17 protein-coding genes and 1 pseudogene are annotated in these 26,316 nt (G+C 38.9%); 14 read left to right on the top strand and 4 right to left on the bottom strand.

Annotation, left to right across the window (positions count from 1 at the left end):
• Positions 1-126 precede the first annotated feature (126 nt).
• The 3 genes from QO187_RS04870 to QO187_RS04860 form a co-directional block, all read right to left on the bottom strand.
• Complete coding sequence (locus QO187_RS04870; RefSeq protein WP_298980547.1) at positions 127-2,094, bottom strand: alkyl/aryl-sulfatase; 1,968 nt, start codon at positions 2,092-2,094, stop codon at positions 127-129.
• Positions 2,094-3,854, bottom strand: coding sequence for a GMC family oxidoreductase (locus QO187_RS04865; RefSeq protein ID WP_298980545.1), 1,761 nt, complete (start codon positions 3,852-3,854; stop codon positions 2,094-2,096). Before QO187_RS04865 ends, QO187_RS04870 begins: the two co-directional genes overlap by 1 nt.
• A gap of 109 nt (positions 3,855-3,963) precedes the next feature.
• Positions 3,964-5,397, bottom strand: coding sequence for a coniferyl aldehyde dehydrogenase (locus QO187_RS04860; RefSeq protein WP_371547643.1), 1,434 nt, complete (start codon positions 5,395-5,397; stop codon positions 3,964-3,966).
• A gap of 174 nt (positions 5,398-5,571) precedes the next feature.
• On the opposite strand from QO187_RS04860, the gene QO187_RS04855 reads away from it, so the two are divergent.
• The 3 genes from QO187_RS04855 to QO187_RS04845 all read left to right on the top strand — a co-directional run bounded on the left by QO187_RS04855 (position 5,572) and on the right by QO187_RS04845 (position 8,524).
• A complete protein-coding gene (locus QO187_RS04855) occupies positions 5,572-6,591 on the top strand; it encodes an AraC family transcriptional regulator ligand-binding domain-containing protein (protein WP_371547641.1) in 1,020 nt (339 codons plus the stop codon).
• 811 nt (positions 6,592-7,402) lie between these two features.
• Positions 7,403-7,888, top strand: a complete 486-nt coding sequence (locus QO187_RS04850; protein ID WP_371547638.1) for a hypothetical protein — start codon at positions 7,403-7,405, stop codon at positions 7,886-7,888.
• 69 nt (positions 7,889-7,957) lie between these two features.
• On the top strand, positions 7,958-8,524 hold the full coding sequence (locus QO187_RS04845) for a hypothetical protein (RefSeq protein WP_371547636.1): 567 nt from the start codon (positions 7,958-7,960) through the stop codon (positions 8,522-8,524).
• A gap of 478 nt (positions 8,525-9,002) precedes the next feature.
• Here QO187_RS04845 and QO187_RS04840 read toward each other — a convergent pair whose 3' ends face one another.
• Complete coding sequence (locus QO187_RS04840; RefSeq protein WP_371547633.1) at positions 9,003-9,539, bottom strand: hypothetical protein; 537 nt, start codon at positions 9,537-9,539, stop codon at positions 9,003-9,005.
• 166 nt (positions 9,540-9,705) lie between these two features.
• Between QO187_RS04840 and QO187_RS04835 the strand changes: the two genes are divergently transcribed.
• From QO187_RS04835 to QO187_RS04785, 11 genes and pseudogenes are all read left to right on the top strand, one after another.
• Complete coding sequence (locus QO187_RS04835) at positions 9,706-10,869, top strand: type IIL restriction-modification enzyme MmeI (protein ID WP_371547631.1); 1,164 nt, start codon at positions 9,706-9,708, stop codon at positions 10,867-10,869.
• 88 nt (positions 10,870-10,957) lie between these two features.
• A complete protein-coding gene (locus QO187_RS04830; protein ID WP_101212760.1) occupies positions 10,958-12,223 on the top strand; it encodes a site-specific integrase in 1,266 nt (421 codons plus the stop codon).
• Complete coding sequence (locus QO187_RS04825; RefSeq protein ID WP_371547628.1) at positions 12,216-13,943, top strand: hypothetical protein; 1,728 nt, start codon at positions 12,216-12,218, stop codon at positions 13,941-13,943. Before QO187_RS04830 ends, QO187_RS04825 begins: the two co-directional genes overlap by 8 nt.
• Positions 13,940-15,970: a hypothetical protein gene (locus QO187_RS04820; RefSeq protein WP_371547626.1), complete on the top strand. Its 2,031-nt coding sequence runs from the start codon at positions 13,940-13,942 to the stop codon at positions 15,968-15,970. The genes QO187_RS04825 and QO187_RS04820 overlap by 4 nt, the downstream gene beginning before the upstream one ends.
• Positions 15,951-16,400, top strand: a complete 450-nt coding sequence (locus tag QO187_RS04815) for a hypothetical protein (protein WP_371547623.1) — start codon at positions 15,951-15,953, stop codon at positions 16,398-16,400. Before QO187_RS04820 ends, QO187_RS04815 begins: the two co-directional genes overlap by 20 nt.
• Positions 16,401-16,534: 134 nt before the next feature.
• Positions 16,535-19,828: a type ISP restriction/modification enzyme gene (locus QO187_RS04810; RefSeq protein ID WP_371547621.1), complete on the top strand. Its 3,294-nt coding sequence runs from the start codon at positions 16,535-16,537 to the stop codon at positions 19,826-19,828.
• 327 nt (positions 19,829-20,155) lie between these two features.
• A pseudogene (locus tag QO187_RS04805) lies at positions 20,156-20,848 on the top strand (DNA methyltransferase); the annotation flags it as partial.
• A 3-nt stretch (positions 20,849-20,851) separates the two neighbouring features.
• Positions 20,852-21,820, top strand: a complete 969-nt coding sequence (locus tag QO187_RS04800; RefSeq protein WP_371547711.1) for a type IIL restriction-modification enzyme MmeI — start codon at positions 20,852-20,854, stop codon at positions 21,818-21,820.
• 56 nt (positions 21,821-21,876) lie between these two features.
• The gene (locus tag QO187_RS04795; RefSeq protein WP_284719425.1) at positions 21,877-22,494 is read left to right on the top strand and encodes a hypothetical protein; all 618 of its coding nucleotides are present in this window, start codon (positions 21,877-21,879) and stop codon (positions 22,492-22,494) included.
• 83 nt (positions 22,495-22,577) lie between these two features.
• On the top strand, positions 22,578-24,779 hold the full coding sequence (locus QO187_RS04790) for a DEAD/DEAH box helicase (RefSeq protein ID WP_371547615.1): 2,202 nt from the start codon (positions 22,578-22,580) through the stop codon (positions 24,777-24,779).
• Positions 24,733-26,124, top strand: coding sequence for a GIY-YIG nuclease family protein (locus QO187_RS04785; RefSeq protein ID WP_371547608.1), 1,392 nt, complete (start codon positions 24,733-24,735; stop codon positions 26,122-26,124). The genes QO187_RS04790 and QO187_RS04785 overlap by 47 nt, the downstream gene beginning before the upstream one ends.
• Positions 26,125-26,316: the final 192 nt, after the last annotated feature.

Genomic DNA, 26,316 nt, shown 5'->3' with positions numbered 1-26,316 from the left:
ACTACAAAGCAGTTTAAAAAACAGCTATGAACATACCCATGAAAAGCTGATAAATATCACTTTACGAAAACCATTACTATGAACTATCTAAATTTTATTAGTGAACTTAAGTTATTTTTCACCTTATTAAGGTGTTGCCAGATTAAACCCATACTCAAAGTCATCTAGCATAGAGAAAAACTGCTGAATCAATTTTAAATCACCTTGGTGCTGTACTTTCCCCTGTGCCACTAACGCCTCAAAAGAGGCTGTTTTTATTAACAATTTATTAAAATCTTCACGATTTAAAGTGAGAGTCAAATCAGCATCAGGTGCTTGAGTATTAGCCATCACATTTAAATGTGAATTCTTTAATTCTAAGGCGATCTTTTCATTGCGATCTGGCAGTACAAAGTTGATTTTAAACGCTTGGTCTAGCGCACGCTCAGCATTTAAGCGCACACCCATGTAGTCAAATACCAACTCTGTATCCATCGCTATTACGAGGTCTGGACCAACTTGAGTCGTTTTGACCTCTTTAGGCACACCATGACGTAATTCATAAGCTGCCGATAGATAAGCATTTCGCCATCCTGCACTTTCAGCCTGATAGCCTAGTTGTTCCAAAGTGTCTGCTTGTAAGGATTTTGCTTTTATGTTGTCAGGCTCTGCAAATACTAAATGATTCATCAGTTCTGCAACCCAGCGATACTCACCACGGTCAAAAGCCACTTTCGCTTTTCTTAATAACGCTTCACCACCACCCGCCAAAGCCACATAGTGCTTACCTGCCTCATCTGGACTGAGTTTGTTTAGGGTAGCTGGATTACCGTCGTAATAACCTATATATTTATTGACTACACCTCGCACATTATGACTGACTGAACCGTGATAACCGCGGTTATACCACTCTTGGTCCAAAGCTTTAGGCATCTTAAATTCGTTATGAATTTCGTTAATTGTTACCCCACTATTTGCTAAATGTAGGCTCTGATCATGCAAATAACCATACATGTCACGTTGCTTTTCCATGTACTTCACAATATTTTCTTTACCCCAACGCGGCCAATGATGGGAAGCCATTAACACATCCGCCTTCACCCCAAATTTTTGTAATGCAACGTTGATGCTTTTACTCCACATAGAGGCATCCCGAGCTGCTGCGCCACGTATGGTGTACAAGTTATGCATACCTGCGACGGTGTTTTCTGCCATCCATAAGGTTTTAAACTGAGGGAACCATGTATTCATCTCTGATGGGGACTCTGTATTTGGTGTATTTTGGAACACCATTTCTACACCATCAATATTTAAAGTTTCCTGATCTTTTTCTACGATATAAGTTGGCGTAATTAAACCAACTAGACCAGTAGGCACTCCTTTTCCCAATGCACCATCTACTACGCCATATTGATTTTTCGGAATCATAATGCCATATTGATACGAGCCACGCCGCGCCATAGCATTGCCTGCAAGTACATTTTCCTTAACGACATGCTCCATAAAATCACGCGGAGCAATGACTTGTACCTCGCCGCTATCTACTTGCTCTTGATTAATAACGCCTTTTACTCCGCCAAAATGATCGACATGAGCATGGCTATAAACGACGGCTTTAACAGGGCGCTTGCCTAAATGCTTGGTCACCAAAGCATGGGCGGCCTTTGCAGACTCCGGTACTGTTAATGGATCAAAAATAATCCAGCCTGTATCTCCTTTGATATAGGTTATATTGGTCAGATCAAAACCACGAACTTGATAAATTCGATCGGTTACCTTGAAGAGACCATAGTTCATATTGAGCTTGGCTTGACGTTGTAGACTTGGATTGATTGAGGCCATAAACTTATCTTGATCCAAAAAATCAAATTGCGCTAGATCCCAGACAACCTCTCCTTTTGCGTTTTTTATTTGCTTCGACTCAGGCTTTGCAATCAATCCTTTAGCAGCAAATTCAAAGTCCTGTTTGTCATTAAATGGCAATTGTGATAATACGGCATAGTTTTGCTGCGTAGTAAATTTACTCGCAGGTTTACTACTCAAACTATCATCTGCTTGTGCAGCCCCTATTATTAATGTGCACGAAATTGCGGCTACTAAAATTTTCTTAATCATTATACGAACTCCTTTTCTTTTACTCGGTTTAAGTCACTTGCTAAATCTCCTGTCCCTTTGATATGAGAGATTTGTCCTACAAGCGGTTCATTGAATTGAATACGTTTAACCTTAGAAGCTTTTTCTTCCGAAAATACAGGAATCTGGCTCATGGCAAACTCTGAGAGGGCGGTAATGGTCAAAGATGGGTTGACTCCTAGGTTTCCTGGAATGATCGATCCATCGAGCACTCGCAAATTTTTATAACCGAAAACCTCCCCTGAAGAATCTACGACACCGTTGGATGCGTCGGTACCCATTGAAACCCCACTCATGATGTGCGCTGTAGTTGGTGTTCCTAGTAGGACTTCACTCAATGACGATCCTGGTTCCCCTCCTAGTTTTTCAGCATATAATCGGGTTGCTTTTTCAGCTGATGGAAAAGAGACTGTCAACGGAGTGTCATTGGCTTTTTGTACAGCAGTGATACCATTTTTAAAAAAGCGATACCATTTGCGTCGCCACTCTAAATGAATAAAAGCCTCAGATTTTTGCATCACCAAAAACAAAATAGAACTACGAGCTTTGCCTTTTGGACGCAGCATTCTGCCAGTCTTTAACGGATGAATTAAACTATTGATAAAGAACTTCACAATCCTTATAAACCTAGGTCCTGTGACCATCGGCACGTAAGGCACATATAGCCAAGTACCATCTGAGCCTTCTCGGAATCGATTGACTTCCATATTGGTATTTTCATCGACAGATATAAATGAGCTAATAGCGACTCCATCGTCCACTTTTTCACGGGTGTCATTGGCAGTGGTTAAGGTTTCAGAGTTAGTGCGAATCTCCTGTCCTAATTCGGATGAGATGTTTGGCAGCGTTTTATATTTATCCCGCATTTTGAGTAACAATGGCACTGTGCCCATGACGCCGCCAGATACCACAACCCCTCGGCTACGTAATTTATACTGGCGCACTTTTTTACCAAGCGTTTCTTTCACAATAAGCTCATAGCCATCACTACCATCGTAATTTAACGGAATGATTTTGACGACTTCAGAACTAGGGCGTATCTCAACGCCATTACGCTCGGCAAAGTACAAATAATTCTTCATTAAGGTATTTTTAGAGTTATATCGACAGCCAATAATGCAGTTGCCACAATACTGACAGGTTCGACGATCTGGACCGTCGCCATTGAAATAAGGGTCTTTTACAATCTTGCCTCTCTCACCGTCTGGTAGCGGGAAGAATACTCCAGTGTTGACCGTTTTGTAGCTGTCACCGTACCCCATCTCTTGGGCGACTTGTTGTAAGGTATCATCAGCGATGTTGGTATAGGTATTTTTGGCAGTGCCAAGCATCCGCTGTGCTAAGCCATAATATGGTAATAGCGTCTCTTTCCAATCGCTACGCAGCCGCGTCCAAGCCTTAGACTTAAAGACTTCATCATCAGGGATAAGATGTACATTGGCATATATCTGCGATCCACCGCCAACGCCTACACCATGAAGAATGCTGACTTTGTTAGTAAAGCTTATTTGCAACGTGCCCTTCATACCTAATTCAGGGATCCATAGATAGTTTTTGGTCTCTAGGTTCGTTTTTGGAAAGTCCTTATCTTCTCGGCGCAATCCTTTTTCAAGGACTAACACGCTATTACCTTTTTCACTTAGGCGTAATGCACTGACAGAACCACCGAACCCTGAACCAATAATGATTTGATCAAAATCAAAATGTGGCTCTGACTGTGGTTTAATATCCTTATTTAACATGCTATTAACTCCTTTAATAGTTTGCGTTTTGTCACTTAGTTAATACAGATAGTTTTTCGATAATTTAAAGATTGAAGTGTAGGATTGTATTTGAGTATGGCTCTCTACACTAAGATTTGGCATGGGTCAAAAACTTCAGAACTCGATCGGCAAAGTTACCGTAGGGCGGTGCCAAAAACTTTAAGCTTGAAAAGCTAGCTTGATAAAATACAGGTCGCATCTTTGAGAAGTTTAAAAATCCTTCGTAACCGTGATAATGGCCCATACCGCTAGCGCCAACTCCGCCAAACGGCAAGTCATGTTGACCGACATGAAATAAAGCATCATTTACTGATACGCCGCCAGACATCACGTTATTGATATAAAAGTTAACTAGAGCTTTATCTTGGCTAAACGGGTAAAAGGCTAACGGACGATCGCGCTGAGCGATGTAAGTGACGACCTCTTCAGGCTGAAGATAAGTCTTAACCATCAGAATCGGACCAAAGGTCTCTCTAGTATCAATTTCCATCTCATCAGTACTATCAAAAATCAAAGTCAGTGGAAATTTACGCGCTGAGCTATCTGCTTGTTGATTATTTAAGTTGATGACTGTAGCGCCCTTATTTTCTGCTACCTCCACACAGTGGCACAAACGCTGAAAGGCGCGATCATCAATAATTGAGGTATAGTCTTTATGATGAATATCAGGGACATGCTTTCCTACCCACTCACTAGCCGCTTGGATAAAGTGATCTTTTTGTGACTTATGTACAAATAAATAATCGATAGTGGTACAGATTTGCCCAGCATTGAATTGTTTGACGAACATGAGGCGCTCAACTGCTTTTGTCAAAGGATAATTGGGATCAATGACCGCAGGTGATTTACCGCCTAGCTCTAAAGTGACTGCTGTTAAATTCTCTGCCGCCGCTGCCATAACCTTTTTGCCTGTAGCGCCAGAACCGGTAAATATAAGATGATCAAAAGGTAGCTTAGAGAAAGCAACACCTACCCCGCCCGTTTCGTCAAAAATCTGTAGTTTTTCAGGTTCGAAATACTGCGGAATCAGTTGAATCAATAAAGCAGCTAAGTGACGCGAGTTCTCCGATAGTTTGACCATTGCTTTATTGCCAGCAGCAAAAACGGCTGAAAGCTGAGAAAATAGTAAATTAATAGGAAAATTCCATGGCACTATTAAGCCAACAACGCCTAAAGGTTGCGGGATCAGGCGATTTTTTGCACCAAAGTACATGCTCAAGTCCACTTTGCGCTTTTGTACCTTGGTCCATTTTTTTAAATGTTTAATACTGCTATTGATATCATCTGTTGCCGTAATAATTTCAGCTAGCAAAGTCTCATGTCTTGAACGATTACCATAGTCCTGATTGACGGCTTCAATTAATGCTTCACGGTGATCATTAATGATTGCCTTTAAACTTAATAAATGCGCTTTTCTGACTGCAATGCTTTCGATACCTTCTATAGTTGCATAGTTCTTTTGCTGTTGTAGGCAATCGTGTAATTGACTTTCTAGGTCAATAGAATCGAAGTTGGCTTTCATAAAAACTCCCTTTTACAGCCGGTATGAGGTTGATTCAATGAGGTTTTAATGGATAAGTTGAATCTTTATTCATTTACTGTAGCAAAGCCTACTTATTACTTCTTGACATTTTAGGACAAAAAATTGATTATATAGGACATTAATTTAACTACTTGAGACAAAATAGAGGGTGATATGGGTAGCTACATCAGAGCGGCAGGTCTAAACGGTTTTGAAGAATTGGTTCGCAGCTATGGAAAAGATCCTACAAATATCTTTGATAGGATAGGCTTAATACCTTCTGTGATACGCGAACCAAATTCTCTGATTGATCATGATAAATATATTAATTTATTAGAGCTGGCAGCGATTGTCTGTAACGAGGAATGTTTTGGTTTAAAGCTTGCCGCCAAGCAGAGTATCCAGACGATAGGGTTGGTTGGCGTCTACATGTCTAAACAAACTGACATAGCCAAAGCATTACTTGTGGCACAAAAATATATTTATAGTCATGCTGAAAGTTTTGTTTTCCAGATCAATGAGGTCTCTGATAAATTATGCGAGCTTGATGTGGTGCGTCAAAATACACAGAACATAGATAGAGCACAGAAATCACAGCTATCTATATGCTTAATTTGTAATATTTTAAAAGATTTAATTAGTCCAAAATGGCGTCCAGAAAAAGTAAGATTAAAACAAAATCCATCGCCTCAATCAAAAAAGTTATTAACCCAAATATTAGGATGCCCGGTCGAGTTCAATACCAACAAGAATGCGATATATTTTTCTACTGTTTATTTAAGCTACAAACCGCACTACTTTGAAGACAATTTGGTGAATCAACTGATTGTGCAACAGCTAGAGAATGAAAACAGTACCTGTACTCATGATGATGTATTTTTGATAAAAAGCTCTATGAAGATGCTACTAGCTACTGCTGATTGTAGTATGGCAAATGTTGCGTTATGCGTAGGACAGCATCCCAAAAAAGTCCAACGTCAACTGAAAAACGAAGGGACTACTTACAGAGACTTATTAGAGGAAGTGCGAAAAAAGGAAGCAGTGCGAATTATTAATACTGGCGACATCAGCTTAACGGACGTGGCTTTTCAGCTGGGTTATGCTGAGCTGTCTGTTTTTAGCCGACAATTCAAAAGCTGGTTTGGTATTACGCCAACAGAATGGAAGGACAGCTCCAAGGTATTAGTAACATAGTTAATTATGGTTTAACTACCCATATGCGCTCCTAACTTAGTTGACCACTAGAGTTATACCTGTTTTAGTACATTAGCGATTTGGTTTTCGCTAAAACATGTCTTTTTCATAGGTGAATCATACTGCTAGCTTAGCAGTTAATCTCTATTTCTAGGTTCTATTATTTATATAGTACATAGGGCTGGACTATGAAACTTAATTTTCTTATGTGACGCTATTAATGTCGAATTTTGATATAAGACGTTTTAGGTCTCAATCCCTGCCAAACACATAAAGAGACTCTAGCATACGAATGTACATACAAATCATCCTTAATAGGATTGACAAGTTTTTGCCTAACCTTAATTTTATTATTTTTCATCATTTCTATAAAAATAGTGAATATAATTCATGTTATCCAGTAATCATGTAGGTGTTAAACGCTTTAGCGTTGTGGTGCTTAAAATTGGAGAATAGCTACTAGTTTTAAATATTTCAGATTATTTTAAGCACAAAAAAAACCTCTTAAAGCCACAATTGATATGGCTTTAAGAGGTCATTATTTTTTAGAATTTTACTAGATGATGAGCTCAAAGATGGGGTCTTGGGGTTTGAGTTTTTACTTTATTATTTTTATTCTTAACCTCTTAAGCTCTGAAACCGACTAATAGCCTTAACTACTAAAAACGGGGATATGCCTTAGGAATTCAAATTCGATTGGCAACCGTTCATCGGTTAGAAAAATAATCAGTATTTCAGACGCTATAATCAAATCATCAGCAAGGCTATCATTTACTTTGTCTGAAATTAAAACTCACAAAAGGATCTATTCATGAAGCTCAAAAAAATACTACTGGTTCTTCCGTTGTCATTACTCTCTATTAGCGCTATTGCGGGCATGGGTAATGTTAACGGCAGTACCAAATGCACCACGGTTGACTCTATTAGTAAGAAGAAGGCTATCGTAAAAACTTGTACTTACGATGGTGCAGTAGGAGGTAGCATGAGTTATGCAATTAGCCAGTTAAATTTCAAACTGCCTAATGGTAATATTTATCGTACCGTCAATAATGCTACGTTTGATTTTGACAAAAACGGCAACGTCCAGAATTTAAAAGAAAGTATCTCAGTCAATGGTAAGGCAGCTGAAATAATAAACTTACATCATAAGACGTTTAAAAAAATATCTGACAAAGAAATAGAAAGTCGCTATGAAAAGAAAAGTCCTAACTTTTCTGATGTTTTACAATGTTTCAAGTACATCAAAAAAGACACTGCTTTCTGCGTACCTTATGAATTTATTAGCAGTATATCCTAACAATTATTTAGCTATAATGCGTTCTTTACCATGTACCTGAACAATCTACATTTATTTATTGGAGAAACTATGAAACCTATATCTATAAATTCTTTGGCCCTATTAGCGACTGCAACTTTACTATCTACTATTACCCTAGCTGCTCCTAACTCTTCTAAAAGTGTCAGCAGCTATAAAAGTAATGATATGGTCCATGTATTTGGTTGGATGGAAGATGCTTGTTCTGGTGAAAAACTGCCTTATAAAAAGATTGCTGCTAAAGACACAGCATTTATAGAGAGTATTAGAGGTCAAAAGGCCTCTGGAGACTTTGTAAAGCCGAAGGCGCAATGGTTAGCAGAATATCGAAATATGATAAAAGATGTAAAAATGAAGAAAGGTGAACCATACACTGAATATCGGGTTATTTTTAACAAAGGCGTTACCTATCGCGGTCAGCCTCTAGAGGAGTATAAATTCAGTTTTATACCTGAGTCATCAGGTGGTGAAAATGTTTTAAAGTTTGCACCGACTGCGACTATACCTACCATTATGCCGAACTTTCAAACTCGAACCATGGAATACTGGGGTGAGATGGAAAAAAGAGGGGCTACTTACAACCCTAAAAATAAAACCGTCACCTGTGAGTTTTGGTAAATAGATTTTTTGAGTAGTGACTTCTGCTGTCAAATCCGTAGACATTAGCTTGAGAGATTATAATTTTAAAAAATTTTGATCTGATGTTTATTTTTATTAAGGTATAGTTTTAAAACTAACATCGATAGCGAAGAATGGTTCAATGCTAGAGTGTAGTCGATACACTCTAAAAATGTCATAGCGCTACTGGGATGAATTTTGCGCAGCCTCTGGGAACGCAGCACGCAAGTAAAATTCATACCAGTAGCGCGTTTAAATCCATAACAGTTTTACATTCAGCTAACTATAGATCAAATATTAATTTAAACTATACCTTAACAGATGGCACGTACCCCAAAACCATGGTGTTCAAAATATTAATAACATCTCCATATACCATTAATTTATTTACTCTGATAAGTCTAAAAACCCCTACATACTATTACTTGTATAGCATAGAATGCTGAGGTATGAAATCCACTTTTCTCAGGTGATGTTGTTAATATTGGGGTTTGCTTTGATACAGATCGACTGTACCTTTCTCACCCTCAGAATGATTCATTTCCATTTCAGGATATAGTCGTCTAGTCAAATCATAAATCTCATCCTCTGCCTTCATCCTTCGCTTATCAGGGTTTGGATAAGCCGCAGCAGTAAGTATCAATCGGGGTAGCTCTAAGTGATGAGAAAACACCCTTGCAAGCTCTTTTCTTAAAAACTCAAGCCAAAACGACACCGTCTGTGCAGGCGTGTGTGGATCTGGCGTACTATAAGTAAATAAATCTGCGTTAAGACAGTAGTCCATGCGAAAAGCAACCGCCATACAGTCATGCAGCCACTGCAAAGTTCTATGATCAAAACTATTCAGCTCATCTCGCAAGTCACTAAGTTCTGTACGGACATCAACCACCCTTTCGGCATGGCGATGCTTATCGATAGCAAAGTCAATGATGATTCGTAATGCTTCTCCGTAGCTGTCATGCTGGATCATTCCTATACGAATAGAATCTCCCTGAAACTCAGTACCCACTATCATTGTTAATCCCTGTTGATAAACTTGTAGCGTATTAAATTAATAAGCAATAAAACACTATATCCACCCTATTTTTCAGAACACTTAAGCCTTCAAATACGATAAGATAGCGCTATAATTGCACATTAGCCTGCTAATTTACACCCGTAATTCATCGAAAGAGACCTCCATGGCATTTAACCAAACCCAGTTTTTTGAAGATTTAGAAAAATTAACGTCCAAAGTCATTGATAAGAATAAACAAGACGACTTTATCTTTGATTTTCTAAAGCTACTCGATGTCTCGAAAACCACGATAACGGCACTTAAAAAGAACGATAGCCGTTTTAACGTCGCCGCTAACCCTGAAGCTGGTGAGGTTGCCAATAAGCATCGTATTTACTTTAAGCCTATAAATGCCGGTCAAGACCTTGCTAAAGCGCTAAGTGAGGTGGTAAGCAGCCCAATTATTAGTCAGCACAAAATCCGCATGGTGATGGTGACAGACTTCAACACCGTACTGATTAACGATACTAAATATGATGAGACGCTCGACTGCGACTTTGCTGATCTCTATAAAAACTACCACTTCCTATTGCCACTTGCCGGCCTAGAGCGTGCTCGTGAGTACTCAGAGCATCCGGCTGATGTACAAGCGTCAGAGAAGATGGGGCGGTTGTTTGACCATATTCGTAAGCTCAACGAGTTTAATACTGCTGATGACTTGCATGCGCTCAATATATTCTTAACGCGACTACTATTCTGCTTTTATGCCGAAGATACGGGTATCTTTAAGCCAGATCAGTTCCATGATGTGATCGATGGCACTACCAATATAGATGGTAGCGATGTCGATAGCGTCTTGTATGAGCTGTTTGACATTCTCAACTTACCTGAGTCTAGCGCTGAGCGCGATACCAAGCCCACCCATCTAAGCGCCTTCCCGTACGTCAACGGTAGCTTGTTTGAATATCCCTTTGCCATCCCGGAGTTCGATGCGCGTACCCGCCGTATCTTGCTAGAGTGTGCGCGTTTGAGCTGGGCCGAGATTAACCCAGATATTTTTGGCTCCATGTTTCAAGCAGTGATCGACCCTGAGCAGCGTGGCAGCTTAGGACAGCATTACACCAGTGTTAGCAATATCATGAAGGTCATTCAGCCGCTATTTTTAGACGAGCTACGTGCAGAGCTAGACACGGTGATAGCGCTGAGTCATGACAATCGCCATAAGAACAATAAAGCTGAACGCTTAGATGCCTTACTTAAACGTATCAGTCAAATAAAAGTATTTGACCCAGCTTGCGGTAAACGTTACATAGGTACTTTTAATAACACATCATACATGATAACCTAGTGACATAATGATGACTTAATACATAGATATCATTATTTGATTATTAGTATATTACTTCTAATGATGATCTGGTATTAAGGAAATAAAAGTGGCTAGCCTAGAATTTATCAATTACCAACCTCGCTCAATTCAAGTCAAGAATAATTCTATATCCTGGAATAAACTCAAAATTAAAAGCATCAACAGACTGCCTCAAATAGTTTGGGAAGATAACTCAACTTGGGCAGAAGCAAACTTATGGGCTTTAGAACAGGCGACTTCTTCTAAGCGTAGTATAAAGACTGTAAGATCTAATATGTCTCACCTACTGGCTTATGCAAAATGGTTAGAGGCTGAATCAATTGATTGGTGGCATTTTCCTGAGAGAGAGAATGAACGATGCCTAATTCGATTTAGAGGCGCACTAATACAAGCTAGAAACTTAGGTGAGTTAGCCCCTAGTACGACATCTCAAAGAATGTCGTCAGTCATCCGATATTATAAATGGGTAAAAGAGAAAGGTTTAATTTCTCCAGATTGGCCTATGTGGCAAGATAAATTCGTAGGAATTAAGATCACGAACGGATTTGGATTAGAGCACACTTTACGTGTATCTAGTACAGATCTAGCTATTCCGAATCGCAAAGTAGCAGGGTCTATTGACCTTGAAGATGGGCTATTACCCGTATCAGCTTTAGGTATGAAAGAAATTTTAACCTTGGCTGATGAACGGGCTTCTGAGGAATTTGCTTTGATGTTAAGAATAGGTTTTTTCACAGGTTTGCGACTTGGCTCAATTACTGACTTAAAAGTATCTACCCTTCAAAATGCCACTCTTATCCCAAATGTTGGGTTGAACACCCTATCTGTAGGACCTGGCGCTAGACCGCCAGTAGCCACAAAGTTTGATGTAACAGGTTCAGTTCCAATACCAAAAGAGTTGGTTGATACTCTGTTAGATTACGCTATGAGTACGAGGCGTTTAAAGCGTCAAGCCCTAGCGTCTCATGAAGATCAGGATATTCTGTTCTTAACTAGATATGGCAACACATATAGCGGTGATAATAGTCGTGCAGTAAATGTTGAGATGTCTCGTTTTCGCAGTATAGGAAAGGATTGTGGTGTAAAGGTATTAAGAGGCTTTCATTTTCATAGAACTCGTGCCACGTATGCTACCGAGCTAATGAAATTAGCTCTAAAATTCATGCCCGTTAGTGAGTCTATTCAGTTCGTCAGAGAAGCATGTCTCCATAAGGATGAAATCACAACTATGAAGTACATTAAGTTCATTGAAAACAACAAAGCAATGAAAGAAGTATCTGATGCATTTACCCAAGCTTTTATGGGATTAATAGAGAGCCATAAAAATGTCTGAATTAGATCTTACCTTTAAAGGTTTAGCATTAGGTACTCATGAAACACCTTGGGATTTGCAAGTCTTGTTATATAGAGGGGCTACAAGTGTTAGACGTGATGTAGTAATCCAAGCTATCAGTGATGGTAAATTTGGAGATATAGTTCAGAGCAGACTGCCTTTCATTATAAGATTATATGAGGTTTTACAATCTTATCTTAGTAAAGGAAGTTCTCAACAAACTCTACGCACATATTTGGAAAGTATATGGTCATTCTATAGTTGGATAGATACTACTGATATGCCCTCCACAGAGAGGACTATCATACCCACTTTCAAAGCTTGGACTGAGCATTTACTAAACAGAGTTAAGATTAATAAAAATATAGCTCAAATGACTGCATATAAACAAGCATCAATAATAGCAAATTTAATTGCCAGAGCTTTAGACCTGCCAGGTGCTAAACCTGGGCACAGTCTTATGCTTACAACGAGGCTCAAAAGACCAAAAAAATCCACTAAGGTTTTGAACACAAAAGCTGATAAGCAGAATTTAGTAGACACCTTTGAGTTTGGACATACATTAACTACCATTTGTAATCATTTAGACATTAAAACTGTGCGCGGCAGTTTACCTATAGAAATCTTACTCAATGAAAATAAGTCCTTAACGGTCGCTGGCAATTTAGCTGATCCTTACTTAGATGTTGAAACAATAAAAAATAGTAGTACAAAGAAAGCGGCTATCATTGCGCGACAACCATTAGCAGAGAGCATCAGTCTTTTAGATACTCATAAAAGGTCATCAATTCTAAATCTCCGAATTGAATCAGAGTTACTGATATTTATAGCACAAACTGGGATGAACCTATCTCAAGCAGTAGCTTTAAGCAAAAGCACTTACAGATGGCAGTCTGATGGAGAGGACTATGAAGTTTTTCGAGTCTATAAGGGTCGCAGAGAGGGTGAAGCCATTTTTCGCTGTTATAAAGCGTATCGTGACCACCTACAGAGATACTTAGATTGGCTAGATGAGACAGAGTTAAGTCAAAACGATGAAAGGCTATTCCCAATGATAAGCCGAGGCATGATTCGTACCAAAACATCTAAGGTAAGCATCAGCACTCTCAAGAACTTTCTCAAAAAGCATAACCTTCTATTTATTAACCCTACTCAATTGCGCAATACACGTATCAACTGGTTATTAAGGCAAACAAATGACTTAAATCTCACAGCAGAGCAAATGGGTCATACAACAGAAGTGTTGCTGAAAGACTATATGCGCCCTCATCATCAAAGAGCATCAAGTGAAATTATAGAGTTTCATAACTTGGTAGACCCCGCTCAATTAGCGCCTGGTCCAGGACTGTGCGTAGACTCACATCAACCTAAGCAAGTAGTTAATTTCCCAGAAAATGCACCTGAGCCTGACTGTATAAGTCCAGAAGGCTGCCTGTTTTGTGAGAAACATAGGGATGTAATGAGTTCAGAATATTGTTGGAAACTGGCATCACACTTACAACTCAAAAGACTTGAAACTAATCTCTATAAACCATCTGAACATAACCATATCCACCCAGGTAACCTTGTAATGGATAGAATCACATCAAAGCTCAAAGCCATTTCTGATGGTAGTGAGATCCGAAATACATGGGTGGAAGATGCTCAAAACTCTATTCGCTCAGGTAAGTACCATCCTGCTTGGGATGGCTATATAAGACTATTGGAGGTTATGGTATGAATATATCAAACCTTCCAGGATTACAAATTGCTGCTTCATTTATTGAGGCAGATTCACCTAACTTCCGTCCTAATTGCTGGCCTCCTTCGTCTGACTTTCCTGTTGTTGTTGACACAGATGGTAGTGTCATTTCACGGTACGGTGATGCTCGATGGGATTTTTCAATTTGGCAGGGTAGTAATTTAAAGATTTACTTTGGCGATGGGCACGGGCAAGGTTATAAACTTAGTCAAGATAACGCCAATTTATTACGACAAATTGTCGCTTGGTGGCTTTGGGGTTATGCAGCAGTAACTAACCCAAGATCTCTAGTTTCTAAGTTTGCAACAATAAAGCCCGTATTTGTAATTTGCTCACAACATAACATTAGTGCCTCTCAGCTGTCTAACTTTCCAGACATAATTAAAGAAATAGCCTCTAATCCTACGATTAAAGAAAAACATCTAATTACTTACCTCAACGATCTTATGTTTGTATCAAAAGAACTTGGGTTTACTATTCTTGATGAAAAGGGTATGGAAGTCTTTATCAGCGCAATAGTTAAACGCGATAAGGTTCAAACAGCTTACATCCCTACTAGATTATGGCACTATCAGGTAACGCGATTGAAAGAATGCTTAGATGACTTTATAGCACATAGAGAAAAGATAGAAGAATGTTATAAGTTTTGCTTGGAGGCTTATGCTAATAATGCTGATGGCAAGCTTTCAAGCACATTTGACGGGTTGGCAGAGAAGTCGCCTTTCAATCGTAATAGGCATATAGGCAAGAGAAAGTCAGGCCAGATATTCTATGGTGGTTTTGATAATATAGCTAAGAGATTTGAAATAGATACTTTGCTAAAAAAATGGAGCAATGCTAACGAGGTGTATGGTGTCAGAGCGCTTTCAAGCTATATGAGCTTAATTAGCTTTGTAGGGTTGGCTTATACACTTAACTTCTCTCTAATGCGTGTCGAAGAAGGCAATAGGCTAAGAGCTGACTGTTTTGAAGTTGAAGTAGACCCATTAGGCACTGATATTTATTTAATAAGAGGAGCTACCACTAAGACTCTTGAAGATAGCAATGCTCGTTGGATAGTATCTCCAAGTGTGAAGACAGCTATTGACGCTATGGTTAGTATTGCATCTTTAAGAATGCTAGCTGCTCAAGAAAACCCTTATGTAAACTTACCTAAAGAGTTTATAGATAATCCTGTTTTACAATGCACTTCACATGAACCTTGGGTGCCTAAAAGAGTATCTCAAAATAAAAACCTGTTCAGAAATTCACGTAAGTATAACGAAGCCTTAAAGATATGGCCTAAGTTATTCGATGAAAATGAACTTCGGATAACTGAAACAGATCTAGAAATGGCTAATAGACTTACAAGTGGCTTAGATCCAGAAAAATATTCAGTTGGTAAAGTCTGGCCTTTAGCATGGCATCAATTAAGACGTACAGGAGCCGTCAATATGCTTGCAAGTGGGCTTGTTTCAGAGTTCTCAGTACAGTACCAGCTAAAGCATGCTAGTCGAGCTATGAGCCAGTATTACGGTCAGAATTATTATAAGTTAAAAGAACCCTTAAATGATGAAGCTCGTAGTTTTTATTTACGTGAAATGTACGAGTCTATAGTCAGAGACCTTAAAGAACTACAAGCTGACCATTACATCTCTCCACACACTGAAAAACGAAAAGAACAGCTCTTGTCTGAAATATCAGAAAAAGATCATAAGCAGCTTTTAGCGGCTGCTAAATCTGGCAAGGTAAGCTACCGTGAGACGTTTCTTGGTGGTTGTGCCAATTTAGGACCACCCTGTCCTCTAGGTGGAATAAGCAATATTAGCTCTTGTATGGGCTTTGGTGATGAAAAGCCATGTAAGTCTGCATTGATAGATAAAGAAAAGTTACCCATGATTAATCAATTAAAGGACGTGTTAAGTAGCCAAATAAATGTTGTTGAAATTGGAACATCATTACACGAATCTCTACAAGCCCAACTAGAATCAGCGGAGCGAGCTATTCATGTCATTCATAGAAGCTAAACCGAAAGCCAAAGAAAGAATATTGAGCAAGGCAGAAATAAGGTTTCTCGAAGCATTTGAACGCTTAAAATCTAATAAGCCAGAAATCTTACCTAAAGGAACTATTGTAAGTCAGAATAACGTTGCTAAAGAAGCAGGTGTGAATCCATCGGCCTTACGGAGTTCTCGATATCCTGAGCTATCCCAAAAAATTCAAAAATGGATAGAAGAACACAAGGAAGATCCCGTCCAGAAGTCTTCAAGACAAATGATGCTTGCTCAGAGATCAAAAAATAGAGCATTAAGGGAGCAAGTCACTTCGTTACAAGAACAAAGAGATAAAGCTCTATCTATGTTAGTAGAGACTCAGCGTGAAATTGTTGATTTAACGTTGGAAAATGAACGATTAAAAGCCCGCTTACCAGCAATTGATGTATCAAGAATGTCATAAGTAAATATTTTAGGCCATTGAACGTAAGCTCATACGGCTACCTTCTTATGCTACTCTCCTTACATAACTTCTATAATTTGTTTAAAATTTTATGACCTAACCCACTTATCCATTAATAAAATTTAGGAATATCTATGTCAACAAAAACCAATGCTGACAATTACAAGCATGTTAGCTATTACATTGATCAAGTTGCCTCAAAGTTTAAATTAGGTTTTAGCTCAGAGCATACCTTTCGTAAAGATCTAGAGGTATTAATTAACAGTCTAGCTCCTGAGGTATCGGTTACTAATGAGCCAAGCCAAATAACTGACTGTGGCAACCCTGATTTTTTGATTAGTAAAAAGCATATTCCTATTGGCTTTATTGAGGCTAAGGACGTTGGCAAAAATCTGAACTCTAAGCAGTACAAAGAGCAATTTGACAGATATAAATCCGCATTGGATAACTTAATTATTACTGATTATTTGCACTTTCAATTCTTTGTAAGTGGTGAGTTGGTACACGAGGTCAATATTGGTGAAGTATTAGCAGATAAAGAAAAATCTATTAGTGGAATAAATAAAAATTATGAGCGTTTTGCTGAGTTGCTAAAAGACTTTTGTATTTACGCGGGTCAAACTATTAAATCAGCTCAACGTCTTGCCACTTTAATGGCTGGTAAGGCACGTCTTCTGGAAAATACTCTTTATAACGCAGTGATCAGTGATGAAGATACAGGCTCTAATACTGATTTAAGAGAACAGTACCAAACGTTTAAATCTGTTCTTATACATGACTTAACACCATCAGAGTTTGCTGATATTTATGCACAAACTTTAGCTTATGGCATGTTTGCTGCTCGTCTCCATGATGATGATTTAGAAACTTTTAGCCGACAAGAAGCAGCTGAGCGCATTCCGAAGACAAACCCGTTCTTACGGCGCTTATTTGATTCTGTAGCAGGCACTAATATTGATGACCGTATAAAACTAACCGTAGACAACTTAGCCGAAGTATTTAGAGCAACTGACGTAGCAGCTATTCTTAAAAACTTCGGCAAAACAACACAAACCCAAGATCCCATTATTCACTTTTACGAAACCTTTTTAGCGGAATACAACCCAAAACTCCGTAAGCAACGTGGTGTCTGGTACACGCCTGAACCAGTAGTTAAATTTATTGTACGGGCTGTCGATGATATTTTAAAGTCTGAGTTTAATTTAGCAGATGGTATTGCAGATACCAGCAAAGTAGAAATTGAGAAGCAAACCCAAACTCGTGATAGTCGTACAAAAACAGGCTTCAAAACTATAAAAGAGCTAGTTCATAAAGTTCAAATACTCGATCCAGCGACAGGTACAGGCACATTTTTAGCAGCGATTATTCAGCATATATTCCATAGTCAATTTGAAAATATGGGAGGTATATGGAGTAGTTATGTAGAACAAGACTTATTACCTCGTTTACATGGTTTTGAGTTACTCATGGCAAGTTATGCGATGGCACATCTAAAGTTAGATATGTTGCTTACTGACACAGGTTATCAGCCTATCAACCCTAAAAGACTACAGGTATATCTTACAAACTCATTAGAAGAACATCACCCTGATACAGGAACACTCTTTGCTGGTTGGCTATCTGCCGAAGCAAATGAAGCCAACGCTATTAAGCGTGATTCTCCTGTAATGGTAGTTGTTGGAAACCCGCCTTACAGTGGGGTTTCAGCCAATAATAACGAGTGGATTTCAAGTCTAATTGAAGATTACAAGTATGTTGACGGTGTTCACTTTAATGAACGTAAACATTGGCTTAACGATGATTATGTTAAGTTTATCCGATATGGTCAGCAATATATTGAAAAGAATGGTGAGGGTATTTTAGCGTTCATCAACCCTCATGGTTTTTTAGATAATCCAACATTTAGAGGTATGCGTTGGAACCTACTTAAAACCTTTGACAAGATTTACACTATAGACTTACATGGCAATACAAAACGAAATGAGGTAGCACCAGATGGTAGCGTAGATGAAAACGTATTTGACATTATGCAGGGTGTTTCAATCAATGTTTTTGTGAAAACAGGCAAGAGTACAGATGCTAAGCTAAGTGAAGTATATCATTATGACTTATTTGGCAAACGTGAATTAAAGTATGAATTTCTATCGAATAAATCATTCTCAGATATAAATTTTGAAAAACTGAGTCCTGCCAAACCGAATGTCTTCTTTGTTCCAAGAGATAATTCAAATAGTGAACTCTATTATAAAGGCTTTAATATACATAAGATTTTTAAGGTTAATAGCACAGGTATTCAATCCTCTAGGGATGGATTTGTAATTGATTTTGATAAAGACCAACTATTAGAAAGAATTAATGACTTTGCAGATCCTAGTAAGAAAGATGAAGAAGTTCGCACAAAATATTTTTCTCATAAAAAATCTGCTAAATACAAAATGGGTGATACTCGCGGATGGAAGATAGAACAGGCTAGAAAGGATTTACAGAACATTGAACTGTCAACTCAAATAACAGAATTAAGCTATAGACCATTTGATAAAAGATTCATATTCTATTCAGATATTATGGTTGATTGGACTAGGAAAAATGTAATGTGTCACTTATTAGACAGGGATAACTATAGTCTTCTTATACCTAGGCAATTAGCAGAAGAAGATTTTTATCACGTTCTAGTCGATGATAGCATTGCTGATATGTGCGTTATATCTAATAAAACTAAAGAAGCTAATGTAGTTTTCCCTCTTTACCTCTATCCAGATGATTCTTTACAGGGATCTAGTGAAGTTTGTGCAAGAGAGTCTAATTTAGACGAAGAAATAGTAGAGAATATAGCTAAAGAATTAAGTTTATATTTTACACCAGACCATAAGGCTAATGATAAAGAGTCACTCGAAACCTTTACTTCATTAGATATATTAGACTATATTTATGCAGTACTTTATAGCCCAACTTATCGTGCGACATACAAAGAGTTCTTAAGGATTGACTTTCCGCGAGTGCCTTATCCTTCCAATCCTGAGAAATTTTGGCAACTGGTAGACCTAGGTGGGAAGTTACGTCAAATACATCTACTACAGTCACCTAAACTTGCCGAAAAACTAAAAACACTTAACTTAACCTATCCCAAAGCTGGTAATAACGAAGTCACTCGCAAAATGACTAAAAATAGCGTGGGATTCGTACCTAATGAAGCTAATGAATCATTTGGCAAGGTGTGGATTAATGACGATCAGTATTTTGACAACGTACCACTCGTGGCATGGGAGTTTAATGTTGGCGGTTATCAGCCAGCTCAAAAGTGGTTAAAAGACCGTCAAGGCCATACCCTTAATATTACCGACATTAAGCATTATATGAACATAATCGCATCACTTAGCTTAACAGATGAATTGATGAAAGAGGTTGATGAGATAGATGTAGTTGGTTAAATCGGTATGTGTCATTTAAAAAATTAGGCAGTGCTGAGTTACTGATTCTTTACTACAGTTTCTAATATTTTCTTTCTTTGCAGAACAGCCGACTAAGTTTAGTCGGCTGTTCTGTATTTATTAGATTAAGTAGCTATTCTTGAGCCATGTCACAGAAAGGTTCCTATAAGCTATAAATATTATGCTATAAGTGATGACAAAAAAAGATAAATTGTCACTACTTACTTATCTTAACTAATGACATTCTTAATTATCCTAATATCATGTGTTTGTAAGGGTTTTAACAATGTCACCACTATAATATGTTACGGATAGTGCGGATCAGGCAACTTCTTAATCATTGCTTATAAAGAATTACGTAAGCTTGAGATTGATGTATTAAAAGCACAACGCGACTTACTGGGCTCTAAAGACAATCTGTTAGGTCTAGGCTTTGATAGTGTGGTCAGCTTAGATAATCTATACGGTATCGAATATGACGACTTTGCCAGTCAGATTGCACGCTTGTCACTTTGGCTAGCTGAGCATCAAATGAATGTGCTATTCGAGCAAGAGCTAGGTGCATCAACCCCTATGCTACCTCTCAAAGATAGTGGCCATATCATTCATGGCAATAGCTTACGTATCGATTGGAATGAGGTTTGTCCTAACAATAGCAGTGATGAGATTTATATTATTGGTAATCCACCTTTTGGTGGCTCAGGCAATCGTACAGATGAGCAAACAGAAGATATGACGCAAGTATTTAAAGGCTTTAAGAAGTTTAAGTTTTTAGATTATGTCACTTCTTGGTTTTGGAAAGGGGCACAATATATTGCAAACTCTAATGCCGAGCTTGCCTTGGTATCAACTAACTCGATTGCTCAGGGTGAGCAAGTAGCGATGCTATTTCCGTATATCTTCGATTTAGGTATTGATATCAATTTTGCTTATCAAAGCTTCCCTTGGCGCAATAATGCTAAACATAATGCAGGGGTGCATGTAGTTATCATCGGATTATCTGCTAAATATTACACAAACAAAATTATTTATAAATTAATTGATAAGTCTTGGCATACCGAAAATGTTAATAACATAAGCCCTTACCTAGTCTCAGGCTCAAATACTGCTGTTGAAAGTAGAAACAACCCAATTAACAGTAGAACAAAAATGGTTTACGGCAACAAACCTGTTGAAGGTGGCAACTTAATGTTAACGCCTGAAGATAAACAACAGTTAATCGCCCAAGAACCAGCCTCTGCAAAATGGATAAAAAAACTACTTGGTTCAGATGAGTTTTTAAATGCTAAGGAGAGATGGTGCTTATGGCTAGTAGGTATCACACATGAAGAACTAAATGATCTTCCTTGTATCAAACAAAGAGTAGAGAAAGTAAAAGAAATGCGTCTAGCAAGTAAAGACAAAGGAGCAAATAAACTTGCTGAAAGACCTCACGAGTTCAGAGACACTAAAAATCCTGAAAGTTATATCTTAGTTCCCAGAGTATCTTCTGAACGTCGTCGTTATGTGCCTATGGGGTTTTTTAATTCTAAGGTTATCAGTACTGATCGTAATCAACTAATACCTAATGGTACGATGTATGATTTTGGTATTTTAAACTCCATCATTCATAATGAGTGGATGCGCTTAGTTACTGGTAGATTAGAGAGTCGGTATAATTATTCTGGAACTATCGTCTATAACACCTTCCCCTTTCCCAATGCCACTAACGAGCAGAAGAAAAACATTGAAAATCTCGCGGAAGAAATCCTACTCGCCCGCGCCAGTAATGCCGGCATGACCTTAGCAGAGTTATACGATCCAGATAAGATGCCTGACGACTTAAAAAAAGCGCATAGCGCGCTCGATGATGCGGTAGATAAACTATACCGTCCGCAAGGATTTGCCAATACCGAAGATCGTTTGGCACATTTGCTGGCACGTTATGAGCAGCTTATCGAAGCAGAAAAACAGAGCAAAGCTAAAAAGAAGGCCCAAAAGAAAAATAAGTAGCGTCCTTTAGTATTTATGCAAAACAACTTTAAACCCTTTATAAAGAGCGTTTTATTATGATTTCCAAAATATTACCAAGTGCAGCAATTGCTGCCCTACTCGTGTTTTCTGCGGGTCAAGCAACAGCTGCATCGCAAAGTGATCTTATATCGCTAAAAGGCAAAAACGGTCAAGACCTTCCTGAAGGCGATATGTTTATATTGTTTGCATGGATGGAAGATGGCTGTATCGGTGATGGTCCTATTTATAGCTCTATCAATGAACATCATAATAAATTCATTGATAGATCGATGAAAATGAAGACCCTTGCAGAACCGAATGCAAATGATGAGATTTATGAGTTTTCTATAACTCCGCGCTCTCAATGGGCCCCTGGTTATAGCCCGCTGATGAAGGATATTAGCATTCATACTAATTATGAATATACTGAATACCATATTAAATTTGCAGATGGTGTCAAATACCGAGAACAACCTATAACAGAGTATCAGTATAAGTTTAGACCTGAGTCAGAAGGTGGTGCACACGTCCTGAAGTTTGCTAAAAATGCAGACATGCAAAGCGTGTGGAAGCATTTCAAAACACGTCAGACATCAGACTATATGAGTGACGGTTTGTATGATTCAAAAGCTAGGTTTGACCGTAATGATAATACGATAACTTGTGTCTATTGATTTCACACTATTGCTATGACAAATGAGCTTTATTGTTACGACGCTACAGCCTTACAAGTATCTCTACCTATGATGAATCTACTATGACTGCCACTGTTAATATACTAAATCAAAATTACGCCCGCACAGGTCAAAGTAAAAAGAACAACGAGCTTGGCATGCGCGAAATGCAGGCGCGTGCATTCGAGAAGCGTCATAGCCAGTATTTGCTGATTAAGTCGCCGCCGGCCTCTGGTAAGTCACGTGCCATGATGTTTTTGGCACTCGACAAGCTTATCAATCAAGGTATCAAAAAGGTCATCATTGCCGTCCCAGAGATGAGTATCGGTAAATCCTTTAAATCAACAGCGCTCAGTGACTATGGTTTTTTTGCTGATTGGGAAGTGGCCGATCGTTATAACTTATGCTTAAGTCTCGCCCAAAGTGATACGCGCAAGACTGCGATATTCTCAGAGTTTATTACCCAAGATGTAGATGACAGCGCCCTACCCCAAGTATTAGTCTGCACCCATCATAGCTTTCGATATGGTTTTGACAAAGTGATTGAAGATGGCGGCAGTATTGAGCTATTTAACGATGTGCTGATCGGTATTGATGAGTTCCATCACGTGTCAGCGGATGACTCTAATCGCTTGGGTGCCATACTAGATGGCATTATGACACAGACTAGCGCGCATATTGTGGCAATGACGGGCTCGTATTTCCGTGGCGATTCAGTGCCCATCTTGTCAGATAGCGACGAAGAAAAGTTCGATAAGGTAACTTACACCTACTACGAACAGCTGAATGGTTATGAATACTTAAAATCATTAGGGCTCGGCTATCACTTTTATAAAAAATCATTTTTTGATGCCTTAGATGAATGCTTGGATACCAGCAAAAAAACCATCATCCACATTCCTAACGTTAACAGTCTCACTGCTGAGACAGACAAGTATGAGACCGTTGGCCGTATCATAGATGTCATTGGTGAAGTTGAGTCTCGTGATGATATTACTGGTGTTATGACAATACGCGCACATGACGGTAAGCAATTGCTACTCGCAGATCTAGTGACTGATGACGCTATGCGGGCGAATACTCAGGCTTATTTAGCCGATATTACCTCTCGCGATCAGATGGATATCATTATTGCTCTTGGCATGGCAAAAGAAGGCTTTGACTGGGAGTATTGTGAACACGTATTGACCATTGGCTATCGAGGCTCTCTGACCGAGGTGGTGCAGATTATTGGCCGCTCAACACGCGATAGCAAGGGCAAACACCATGCTCAATTTACCAATCTAATCGCTGAGCCAGAAGCTGATAAATCTGAAGTGACAAGCTCTGTTAATGACTTATTAAAAGCCATTACTTTATCACTACTAATGGAGCAAGTGCTCAAACCTAACATCAACTTTAAACGTCGTAGTGAGCTGGATATATTAGGCAAGGCCGACTTGCCGGCAGGTACCATCGTCATTGACGATACAGTAAACCCTCCCTCCGATCGAGTCATGAAGATACTCAACCAAGACCGTGATGAGATATTGGCGCAGTTAGCCCAAAATACAGAGAACATAAAAAAGTATATCGCTGCTGAGACCAATAACGTAGAAACAGAAGCCGTATCAGATTCCGTCATCCCTAGTATTATTCGTAGTAAGTATCCAGCGCTAGACACTGATGAGGTACGGCAAGTACAAGAAGGTGTCATGCAGTATATGGCTATTAACCGCCAAGGTGGCGTGGTTGAAGGTAAGGATATTCCTGAGGATGCGGTCATCGAAAATGAGCGTTTTTTTATTAAGCAAGGCACTGAATATGTCGATATCGCCACTCTAAACGCTGAACGGAAAGGTCAGCTCAATGAAAGTGACATTATTAAAGAGCGCCACCTGCCAGCTGACGCAAAAATTTACAACCCTAACACCAAATCAAGTAGTAATAGCGACTCAAACCCTAGCAACGGTTTTGTGAAGGTGGGCAGTAAGTTCGTCAATGTAAACAACCTTCCCATTGACCTTGTGAAATCAGTCAACCCCTTTCATGATGCGTATGAAGTTCTCTCTAGGACAGTGGACAAAGAAGTATTGCAAACAATCAATGACGTCGTCTATGCCAGCCGCTCTACTGTTACTGAGGAAGAAGCGGTTCTGATGTGGCCAAAGATCGTTGCATTTATGAAAGATAAAAATCGTCAACCTAATAAAAACTCAGAGGACGCTATCGAGCGACGTATGGCTGAGGTTATCACTTATGTCAGAAACCAAAAAGCCAAGCGAGAAGCCAATAGTCATGATTAAACTCGATGAGATCTATCAAAGTCGTGAGTACAAAACGCTAGACGATATTTTTATCAATGACAGTACTGGTCTACTTGATGATATTAAGCCTACTACCAAAAGCGCAGATACTAATAGTGTTTTAGCGCAGCAGTTTGACACTATCAACCTTTTTATCGATCAACAGGGACACGTGCCTAGTAGCAGTGCCAATGATATTAATGAAAAGATACAAGCTCGCCTGTTAGCGACCATACAAACCAACCACGCAAACTCGCAAGAACTGCTAGCTTTAGATAAGCATGGTTTACTAACTGCTCAAAGGGCGGCCTCTACCCTATCTGACGACAAACCGACCCTCTCAGACAAAAGTATAAGTAATAAGAACAGTGAGTCTGAAAAGACAAATAGCGCTGGCACTGAAAAAGCTGAGCCGGTAGTTGAGGCTGTTAGCGAGCCTCCTGTGATTAATAGTCTAGATGATATTTTTAACAGTGATGACCTAGGGATTTTTGACAATATTCACTCTGAAATCCTAATCAGTGATCATAAGGCTAATACACGTGCCAGCTACGATCAATATAATGACGAAGATATAGCCAGCCGGTTCGAATGTAAGGACTTTTATAAATTTGAAGCAACCTTTGAGCGCATATCTAAAGCCATTCAAACGGGTGCTTTTACTAAAACTAACTTTTCATCAGTGAAAGATATCAATATTGGCAGCGTATTTGTTTTAAACGGCATGCTTTGCTATGTGGCTAATATTTATAAAGCAGAGGCCAGAAAGAATACCCGTAGCCAAGAGAGATTACGCTTAATATTCTCTAATGGTACAGAGTCCAATATGCTCACACATTCATTGGCTACTGCTCAATATAAATACGAAAACAGCTACCAGTTATTAATCACTGATCCTGACTGGATGGACGATGAGCTCGCCAAAAACTTTGGGGACGAGCGACAACTTACCGGTGTCATTTATGTTGCTAAGCTGGCTGAGACCCCAAGTGATTTAGCGCACTATAAACATCTGCACAAAATTGGCTTCTCAACCCTTACAGGAGAAGCGCGTACTAAACACTCGATTAGGGATACCGCTTTCTTGCAACAGCCCGTAGATATCATAGCTGAATGGCAAGTCTATGATGCCAATGCTCGTAGTGTGGAAAGGGTCTTGCATGCCTTCTTCTATGATCAAAGAGTCAAAGTATCTTCAAAAGCAGCAGATAATAATCTTTACAAGGCGACAGAGTGGTTCAATGTTCCCCTTGATGAGATTGAAAAAGCCATTAACTTAGTTATCGCCGGGGACATTAAAAACTATCGCATGGATGGTGCGGCTGGCAAGGTTGTTTTGAAGTAATGAGCGTTTGCAGAGTTAACTTACACTCATAATTCTAAATTGTTAGATGTGACTACCTATAGTCTTGCGGGTCTATAAATAGCATTTATAGATATACTGATTATTAATCAAAACAGGTGTAATGGACAAAATTCAGGCTGATACAGCCCTTAAAGCTATATACTATAAGTATTTGCAAGGATTGAAAGCCAT

Origin of the sequence: Psychrobacter sp. Arc9 (genome assembly GCF_041431295.1) — a bacterium.
GTDB lineage: Bacteria > Pseudomonadota > Gammaproteobacteria > Pseudomonadales > Moraxellaceae > Psychrobacter.
The sequence above is the reverse complement of the archived record's forward strand: the minus strand, read 5'-3'. Positions and strand labels throughout refer to the sequence as shown.